This window comes from Burkholderia sp. Se-20378 (assembly GCF_017104665.1).
Classification (GTDB): Bacteria; Pseudomonadota; Gammaproteobacteria; order Burkholderiales; family Burkholderiaceae; genus Burkholderia; species Burkholderia lata.
On sequence record NZ_JAAGPG010000053.1, the window covers coordinates 19,302 to 28,611 of the forward strand.

Consider the following 9,310-nt stretch of genomic DNA (forward strand, 5'->3'; position numbering starts at 1 on the left):
CATAAAACCAAAAATGGCGGTACCCACGAGATCACGAAGGTGTGCGCGGAGACCATCGATACGCTGCAGCCACTCGACAGCTGGATACGCGTTAGCTTCCGCCAATCGCAGAAGAAAGCCCTGGGCGCTTTCGAAGGGACGAGTCGGTGGGAGGTTGATCAACGGGGCTTTCACGATTGATCCTTCACTAACGGCGTCGCGTGCCGCGAGTTTCCCCTCGACGACTGGTGGGCGCAAACGGTTCGCCTGGCTGATCCAGACGACGAAACGAGAATTTCGGATGAAATGGATTCAGCTCGTTCTGTCCACCGCGCCAGATCTCTTGAACGAAGGCCTGTTGTAACAAGGATCGATCGATACATGGCTGGTTCGCAGCCACCATCAGTTCGAATGCTCCGGTCGTGAGCCGTCTGACGTATCCGATTAGGCCGTTGGTTGCCATGTATATCCGGCGCGCGGTTTCCGCCTCGGCAAAGTCTGAGCGGCGTTGACAGGGAAGCATTTCATCCAAGGCATTCAGTATTGTTCGGAATTCAATCTCTTCGTCTTCGCACTCAATTGAAAACGGTGCAAGTTCTATACGAGCCGAAAATCGGCGCCGAAGTTGCTCGTTAAGCGTAAGGATTGCCGTTGATCTTGGCAAACCCATTAGCAAACACGGTATTCGCGCATCTTCCACGAAGCTTTTGAGCCAGTCGGCTACCGATTGCGGCGAATTGTGAGAGCCATGGTCGAGAAAATGTTGAAGCTCATCAACGATGAGCATCTGAACCCGACACTGACGCATAAGCGTGAGCGCCCGTAGCCGCTTGACTTCAGCGTTGCCAAGGCTTGCCAGTGGATCCCCGAGTGCAACAAGCATTGCCTGCGCCAGGCTCTTCAACGTCGGTGACGTTGGAGTTTCGACAACGAGGATCGGCTTAATGTGGGCATCTTCGCTTTCTGATTCCGGAAGTATCGATCGGATATAACGAGCAATCCATGTTTTTCCAGTGCCAGACTCACCTACAAGAAGGGTGTGGCGTGGATCTGCACCATGTCGCGATAAATCGAGGACGTGCTGTAAGCGCGCAACAACGTCCTTAAATTGCCGATGAGGAATGAGAATGCGCTCCACTTCCTTCATCCGAGCGTAGTCGTTATCGGCAAACGGTCGATCAATCATGTAGACACCTTTCCGTTTGGAGAGCCATCCAGCAGCAAACCGACAAGCTTTGGCAGCTCGGACACAGGTACAGCCGACTGCTTCTCAATGTGACGTTCCGGCTTTCTGCGGGCTGTTTTGTCAGTCGCCGTTGCGAATATGTCCGCAGCTTCTGTTCCGATACCGCGCCACGCCGCGCTCTTTTGTCGCTTTCGTTGTGATTTACTTAGGGCAAACTCGGAGACCAGCATTCGGATCTCGCTTTTTGCCTGCGCAAGGGCACTTTGGTCGACTAGCCCTTTGCCAGTTTCTCGCGCGCGTGCACAAAGCAATCTGTGTTGCTCTCGCGTCAGGCCGTTCGTGTATTCCTGATCAAGCGCCGGCACGATGACGGGGATTTTGGTGTCGGGATCGATGACCGCAATGCGTGAAACGTCATCGAAGTACGAAATTACGTCGACCGCGACTCGAGGCCCATGTTTGCTGCGGATCTGCAGAAGTGCGGGATCGTTGTAGCGCAAGTTGTCGAGTTCAATGCCGTGATGAGACAGCGTTCGAGTATGCGTTTCCCCGATCGTGATATCGACGTCCTCAATGCTCGGCGGCAGCACTGGCGGAAAGTGCATCGCTCCCGTAACCCACTTCTCGTGCGGTGTAGTTTCGATTCCTCGATGGAGGGAGTGTGCGTAGACGTCAACAATCCAACGCGTAAGGACATGCAGTAGCTGATCGTACGTGATCAACGCCTGTTCCTGCGGATCGTAATCTTCTCGATGAAACCATCGAGCGAAACTCGTTCCGGGCAGCGCGTGCGCAAACTGGAAATTCAATGTTTTCAGGAAGCGTTCAACGGCACCTTTGAACCACGGTTTGCGTTTTGGGCAAAACGTTACGATCATGCCCAGCTCTAACGCGACCCTCTTCAGTTCGTCGCTGTGAAACTCTAGTCCGTTATCGCAGACTAGTTCGCGAATTTTTCCATGGCACGGCCAGTCGTGTTGCAGATCCGAATAGCGCTCTCGCAGGTCAGCCTTCGGTATTATCGCGTGCCGCAAGCACCGGAGGACGGCGTGCACTGAGGGCCCCTGAAATCCGACGTGTATACCGACCGGCATTCTTGAATAGCGATCTAGTGCGATGGTTACCGTCGGACGGCCCAGTGGTAGCTTTGTCCGCTCGTCGATCACAAAAAGATCCAGAGGTGAGTGATCGATCTCGACGCGCTCGAGGATTCGTTCAACATGGACGCCGCGGCCACTAGTGCGAAACGTGATGTTCGCTATGCGCTTTCCGCGGCGGGCCACCTCGACATCAAATGCATCAAGGTAACGGATCGCCCGATACACTGTGGCAAGGCTCGGCATTCGAACCTTCTCGTTCTCGCTGCGAAATTCATTTTCGCGATCTATCCGGTAGCGAAGGTCAGCACACACGTCGGTTACGGAGCCTCGTTCCCGCACCATGTATATTGAGTCGATCGATTGCTGCAGCAAATTTAGGCTCGCAATAGGTAACCTGCTGCCACCGCCTCCTCGACGGTCGAACCGATCAATCAGCACTCTATTGTCACCCTCTGCTCGTGAAACGCTACGAGCCCATCTGTAAACACTGATAGCGCTCGGTGGATAAGGGTCGTTCAATTCTTGTGCACATTCCTGAATGAGCGGCGTAAGCACAGCCGGCGTCGAGACTATCGGGCCGCTAGCGAGCAGCATGTCAAGGTACTTCTTTTTTCGAAGAGCGTTCTCTCGGACACGGTTAGGGAACGTTGACAGCGGACGCCCCAACCGCGAGGGCAGTGGATCGGCAATGTTCGTGGGCTCGTCCAGAAAACGCAGCCGGCCAGATTGATACTGCCTCTGTAGCTCAGGGGTTGATGTCACCGTTAATGCGCCGTTGGACACCGCAATTAGGTGCGCGAGTCCATCCGCGGTGAGATGCACGATCCTGTGAGGTTGATCGTCCAGCATGACGGACACACCAACCTTAAAAATATAGTTCTTCATCACACGGCTCACGGTTTTGTATGGACAAAGCGGTCAATTCACTCAACGGCTGACGCAGATCGCAGGTAAGTAGATCTTGCGCAAGGAATCGCCAAACTTCCTCGTTTGATCCGAGATGAACGCGCGCGTGTGCGATCGTCAGGAATGGCTCGTGGAGGAGCGGTGCCACGGCCAGTCGTCGTTGTAGCCCTGACATTGGTTTGCCCAAATAGGGGAACAACATGTTCAGGTTAGACAGAAGCGCGCCGCTACGAATCTGGGTGTCAGTCAAAACCCGAAACAGCACGCCTCGCTCGGAAAAATGTTCCCCAATTCGCCGCAACCGCCGCACTTCGTCTGGCGCGAGCGCTTTTTCTTCTGGTTTGACTTCAATGAGTAGTACTGTGCCGCTGGCAAGGGTGAGTTCAAAGTCGGGTGTGTACTTCCGCGATCTACCTTCGAACAGGTAGTGGGTCGAGTAGGGCTGCTCTCGATAGCGGATGACGCCGCGAGAGAACTCGAAGAGAAGCAAGGCGTCACGCTCGATCAATGACTCGAACGCCACTGATCTGCCTGACTTTCGGGAAGGGAAGCGGCCGCGGAAAATCCCGCCGGTGGGCCGAACTACTTGTCGTGCGGGGGTATGATGAATTCCCTGCCTGGCCGTCGACATGACGGCGGCATGCGGAATGTTTTGCATGATTCGCTCCGCTCGCAAATTAAAAGGGCGCGTTAAACCCTCTCGACTTGCGAGATCAGAAAAAATTGGGCGCAAAAACTTGACCGCGGGCGGGGGATTGACGATACTTCGATTGTCCAGATCGGGTAGCGTCAGCTCCCACCAGCGGGGCAAGCTTCCAATAGGGGGTTTGCTCCGTTTTTACATTTCACTCTCCATTTTTCGCTCTCCGCAAGTTCGCAGAGTGAGCGCTGTCTTGCTTAAAATTAGCATCTTTTTCCAGCGAAGCCGTTATTTTATTGATTGTCGGCGCTAGGTCAATAATTATTGCGGTATTTTTCTGCTGGGAGTCGACGATGCTAAGTGATATATGCAATGACTTGGAGTTGCTGGGAGTTTTATCTATTTATTGTTCGAGCTATTTTCGCTGGTGCAATATGCAATATTTATTGCATTAAGACCTGGTAGTTATGGTGTGTGGGGTTTTTGGCGCCTAAAAATAAAATAGCCCGGAAGACTTGAGCAGTCACCCGGGCTATAACAGTGGCCAAATTTTCACGAATAGTGAGAATTAATTTTCATCTCAGTGACAATTTTTTCACTAACTCTGACAACCTACAGCCTTAGACGTCAATATTCCCCGCCCGCAACGCATTCGACTCAATAAACGCCCGTCGCGGCTCGACGTCATCCCCCATGAGGGTAGTAAAGATCCCATCCGCAGCAATCGCGTCTTCGATCTGCACGCGCAGCAGTCGCCGCACCGTCGGATCCATCGTCGTTTCCCACAGCTGCCCGGGGTTCATTTCCCCCAGCCCCTTATACCGCTGCTTCGAAACGTTCCGCTCCGCATCCGCCAGCAGCCACTTCATCGCGCTCTTGAAGTCCGTCACAGCCATGCTGCGCTCACCGCGCTTGATGACTGCACCTTCCCCAATAAGCCCCTTGAACGTATTCGCGGTGGTCACGAGCTGCTGATAATCCGCCGTGTGCTGGAATTCCTGGTCGATGACCGAAACCCGCACGTTGCCGTGATGCGTACGCTCGACATGCAGCGACCGCTGTTCGCGAACCGGGTCATACGAAGGCACCACGCGCACTTCGTTCTTCAGCGCTTCATCATGCAACGCGGCATGCAGCGCCTTAGCCGAAGCCTCCGTCGAAGCCTCGTTGGACAGATCGATCACCACCCCGTCCATGATCGCTTCAAGCGCGGCCGGGTCATACAACCGGCTCAACCGTTCGATCACGCTCTTCGACAGCAGATACGACCGCGCCAGCTCCCCGAGCGCATCGCCCGAAATCACGGCCGCATTCTCACCCGGCACCAGCTCCGACCCTTGCAGCGCCAACCGCAGCATGTGCGCGTTGAGCTCCACGTCATCCTTCAGATACCGCTCGTCCTTGCCCGCCTTGATCTTGTAAAGCGGCGGCTGCGCGATATACACGTACCCGCGCTCGATCATGTCCGGCATCTGGCGATAGAGGAACGTGAGCAGCAGCGTCCGGATGTGCGCACCGTCCACGTCCGCGTCGGTCATGATGATGATGCGGTGATAGCGGAGCTTGTCGAGGTTGTAGTCCTCTTTGCCGATCCCGCAGCCAAGCGCGGTCACGAGCGTGACGATCTGTTCCGACGACAGCAGCTTGTCGTAGCGCGCCTTCTCGACGTTCAGCACTTTGCCGCGCAGCGGCAGGATTGCCTGGAACTTGCGATCGCGACCTTGCTTGGCCGAACCACCTGCCGAGTCACCCTCGACGATGTAGATTTCGCACTTCGCCGGGTCTTTCTCCTGGCAGTCCGCGAGCTTGCCGGGCAGGCCGACGCCGTCGAGCACGCCCTTGCGGCGCGTCATCTCGCGAGCCTTCCGCGCCGCATCACGTGCGCGAGCAGCCTCAACGATCTTCCCGCAGATGATCTTCGCGTCGATCGGCGTTTCCAAAAGGAATTCTTCCAGCGCCTTCGCCACAACTTCTTCAACCGGCGCACGAACCTCGGAAGAAACCAGCTTGTCCTTCGTCTGCGAACTGAACTTCGGCTCCGGCACCTTCACGGAAAGCACGCACGACAGCCCTTCGCGCATGTCGTCGCCGGTCGTTTCGACCTTCGCCTTCTTCGCGATTTCGTTGTCGGTGATGTACTTGTTGATGACGCGCGTCATCGCGGCCCGCAGGCCGGTCAAGTGCGTGCCGCCGTCGCGCTGCGGAATGTTGTTCGTGAAGCACAGCACGTTCTCGTTGTAGCTGTCGTTCCACTGCATCGCGACTTCGACGCCCACGCCATCCTTCTCACCGGTGGCGAAGAACACCGTCGGGTGCAGGTTGGTCTTCGTCTTGTTGATGAACTCGACGAAGCCCTTCACACCGCCGGCGAACGCGAAATCGTCTTCCTTGCCCGAACGAAGATCGGTCAAACGAATCCGCACACCGTTGTTCAGGAACGAAAGCTCACGCATCCGCTTCGCGAGGATGTCGTAGTGATATTCAACCGTGCCGAAAATCGTCGGATCGGCCATGAAGTGCACTTCGGTGCCGCGGTTCTCGGTGTCACCGGTCACGAGCATCGGCGACACTTCCACGCCGTCCACCGTCTCGAGCACGCGATCCTGCGCGACGCCGCGATGGAACTCCATGAACCGCTTCTTGCCGTCACGGCGCACCGTGAGGCGCAGCCAGCTCGACAGTGCGTTCACGCACGACACACCCACGCCGTGCAGGCCACCGGACACCTTGTAGCTGTTCTGGTCGAACTTGCCGCCGGCATGCAGCTCGGTCATCACGATTTCTGCCGCACTACGCTTCGGCTCGTGCTTGTCGTTCATCTTCACGTCGGTCGGAATCCCGCGGCCGTTGTCGGTCACGGAAATCGAGTTGTCGGCGTGAATCGTCACGTGGATGTCGTTGCAGTACCCGGCCAACGCTTCGTCGATCGAGTTGTCGAGCACCTCGAACACGAGGTGATGCAGACCGGTGCCGTCCGACGTGTCGCCGATGTACATCCCGGGGCGCTTGCGCACCGCTTCCAGACCTTCGAGGATCTGGATCGACGAAGCGCCGTAGCTGCTGTTATCGGGTTGCGGATTGTGCTGTTCACTCATGGATATCTTCCGGTTCTGCGAGGCCACTCAAGCGGCGGCATGGTGCGTTTCCTTGCGAAAACGCCGGGCCGCTCCAGTTTTCCTGGCCCGTCCGAGGTGCCGGAAAGGCACCAAAGGGACGGGTTGTCGGTTCGCCATAAAAACGCCAAAGGGGCTTGCCGCCCCCTGGTGTGTGTCGTGATGTCGCGCGCGTCAGATGCGCATCGGCATCACGACATACTTGAACTCGTCGTTCTCGGGCACGGTAATCAGCGCGCTCGAGCTGGCGTCGCCGAGGCTCACCTGCACGGTGTCGACCTTCAGGTTCGCGAGCACGTCGAGCAGATACGTGACGTTGAAGCCGATGTCGACGGTATCGCCCTGGTAGGCGATTTCCAGTTCTTCCTGCGCCTCTTCCTGATCGGCGTTGGTCGACATGATCTTCAGCTGGCCCGGCGCGATGATGCAGCGCACGCCCTTGAATTTGTCCGAGGTCAGAATCGCCGCGCGCTGCAGCGAACGCTGCAGTTCTTCACGGCCGATCTCGAACGTGTTCTTGTGCGCCTTCGGGATCACGCGCTGGAAGTCGGGGAACTTGCCCTCGACGAGTTTCGACACGAGCTCGACCTGGCCGAACGTGAACTTGGCCTGGGTTTGCGCGATGTCGATGGTGACGGTGTCGTCGATGTCTTCGAGCAGGCGTTGCAGCTCGAGAATCGTCTTGCGCGGCACGATAACTTCCTGGCGGCCGAACGTGCCGCCTTCGAGCTTCATCGACGAGAACGCGAGGCGGTGGCCGTCGGTGGCCACGGCCATCAGCTGGTCGCCGTCGACGACGAGCAGCATGCCGTTCAGGTAGTAGCGGATGTCCTGCTGCGCCATCGCGAAGTGCACCATGCCGAGCAGCTGGCGGAACGACTTCTGCGGGACGGTCAGCGTGGCGCCGAAATCCTTCGCCTGCGCGACGGTCGGGAACTCGTCGGCCGCCAGCGTCTGGAGTGCGAAACGGCTCTTGCCGGATTGAACGGTGAGGCGCTTGTCGGCGAGCGACAGCGTGACCTGGCCGTCAGGCATCGCGCGCAGGATGTCGAGCAGCTTGCGCGCCGCGACGGTGGTCGCGACCTGGTCGCCGCCGACGCCGAAATCGGCGCGCGTGGTGATCTGCAGCTCCAGGTCGGTCGACAGGAACGAAACGTCCGAGCCGTTCTTGGTGATCAGCAGGTTGGCGAGGATCGGCAACGTATGGCGGCGTTCGACGATGCCGCTGACCGTTTGCAGCGGCCTGAGGAGGGTGTCTCGTTCGGTCTTGACCAGTTGCATAGAGTTCCTTCGTTGAGTAACGGCCTGCAGCGCAGCAGCCTCGCAGCGCCCCGCCGGCCGGGCTCTTGGCCCGCCACCACCGGGGCGGTCAAACCAGTATTGTGCCTCAAAACCGAACCGCCCCCCTTAAATTGGGGCGGAGGCCGAATTATCAAGCGCGCCGCGCGCTCAGCCCTTCAGCGTCTGTTCCAGCACGTGCAGCTCGTGGTTGAGCTGCGCGTCCTTGCTGCGTTCGTCGGCGATTTTGCGCACCGCGTGCAGCACGGTGGTGTGGTCGCGCCCGCCGAACAGCTCGCCGATTTCCGGGAGGCTCTTCTGCGTGAGTTCCTTCGCGAGATACATCGCGATCTGCCGCGGCCGCGCGATGTTCGCGGGACGCTTCTTCGAGTACATATCCGCGACCTTGATGTTGTAGAAGTCGGCGACGGTCTTCTGGATGTTCTCGACCGAAATCTGCCGGTTCTGCACGGTCAGCAGGTCCTTCAGCGCTTCCTTGGTCAACTCGATCGAGATCTCGCGGCCGTGGAACTTCGAATACGCGAGGATCTTGCGCAGCGCGCCTTCGAGTTCGCGCACGTTCGAGCGCAGGTGCTTCGCGACGAAGAACGCGACGTCCTCCGACAGGTTCACGCCTTCCGACTGCGCCTTGCGCATCAGGATCGCGACGCGCATTTCCAGCTCGGGCGGCTCGATCGCGACGGTGAGGCCCGAGTCGAAGCGCGAGATCAGGCGATCGTCGATCCCCGAAATCTCCTTCGGGTACGTGTCGCTGGTGATGATCACCTGCGCCTTGTTCGCGACCAGCGCCTCGAACGCGTAGAAGAATTCCTCTTGCGTGCGCGACTTGCCGGAGAAGAACTGAATATCGTCGATCAGCAGCAGGTCGAGCGAGTGGTAGTAGCGCTTGAAGTCGTCGAACGCCTTGCGCTGGTACGCCTTCACCACGTCGGACACGTATTGCTCCGCGTGGATGTAGCGGATCCGCGCGCCGGCCTTGTCGAGCAGCAGCTGGTTGCCGATCGCGTGGATCAGGTGGGTCTTGCCGAGGCCGACGCCGCCGTACAGGAACAGCGGGTTGTACGAGATGCCCGGGTTGTCCGCGACC

6 protein-coding genes are annotated in these 9,310 nt (G+C 57.9%); all 6 read right to left on the reverse strand.

Features of this window, described 5'->3' with window-relative positions; translation table 11 throughout:
• Window positions 1-187: 187 nt before the first annotated feature.
• Window positions 188-1,165, reverse strand: coding sequence for a TniB family NTP-binding protein (locus G3N93_RS09360; protein ID WP_206132856.1), 978 nt, complete (start codon window positions 1,163-1,165; stop codon window positions 188-190).
• Window positions 1,162-3,150: a Mu transposase C-terminal domain-containing protein gene (locus G3N93_RS09365; RefSeq protein ID WP_206132857.1), complete on the reverse strand. Its 1,989-nt coding sequence runs from the start codon at window positions 3,148-3,150 to the stop codon at window positions 1,162-1,164. Before G3N93_RS09365 ends, G3N93_RS09360 begins: the two co-directional genes overlap by 4 nt.
• Window positions 3,131-3,829: a TnsA endonuclease N-terminal domain-containing protein gene (locus G3N93_RS09370; protein WP_206132858.1), complete on the reverse strand. Its 699-nt coding sequence runs from the start codon at window positions 3,827-3,829 to the stop codon at window positions 3,131-3,133. Before G3N93_RS09370 ends, G3N93_RS09365 begins: the two co-directional genes overlap by 20 nt.
• 602 nt (window positions 3,830-4,431) lie before the next feature.
• Entirely contained in the window at window positions 4,432-6,906 is a 2,475-nt protein-coding gene (gene gyrB / locus G3N93_RS09375; protein WP_206132859.1) for a DNA topoisomerase (ATP-hydrolyzing) subunit B, read from the reverse strand.
• A gap of 192 nt (window positions 6,907-7,098) precedes the next feature.
• Window positions 7,099-8,205, reverse strand: coding sequence for a DNA polymerase III subunit beta (dnaN, locus tag G3N93_RS09380; protein ID WP_039364632.1), 1,107 nt, complete (start codon window positions 8,203-8,205; stop codon window positions 7,099-7,101).
• Window positions 8,206-8,373: 168 nt separating this feature from the next.
• On the reverse strand, window positions 8,374-9,310 hold a 937-nt coding region (gene dnaA / locus G3N93_RS09385), incomplete at its 5' end, for a chromosomal replication initiator protein DnaA (RefSeq protein WP_206132860.1).

Bases quoted from the DNA above. Each gene is read 5' to 3' on its own strand.
- gyrB (WP_206132859.1), bottom strand. From the start codon at position 6,906: ATGAGTGAACAGCACAATCCGCAACCCGATAACAGCAGCTACGGCGCT.
- G3N93_RS09370 (WP_206132858.1), bottom strand. From the start codon at position 3,829: ATGCAAAACATTCCGCATGCCGCCGTCATGTCGACGGCCAGGCAGGGA.
- dnaN (WP_039364632.1), bottom strand. From the start codon at position 8,205: ATGCAACTGGTCAAGACCGAACGAGACACCCTCCTCAGGCCGCTGCAA.
- G3N93_RS09365 (WP_206132857.1), bottom strand. From the start codon at position 3,150: ATGAAGAACTATATTTTTAAGGTTGGTGTGTCCGTCATGCTGGACGAT.
- G3N93_RS09360 (WP_206132856.1), bottom strand. From the start codon at position 1,165: ATGATTGATCGACCGTTTGCCGATAACGACTACGCTCGGATGAAGGAA.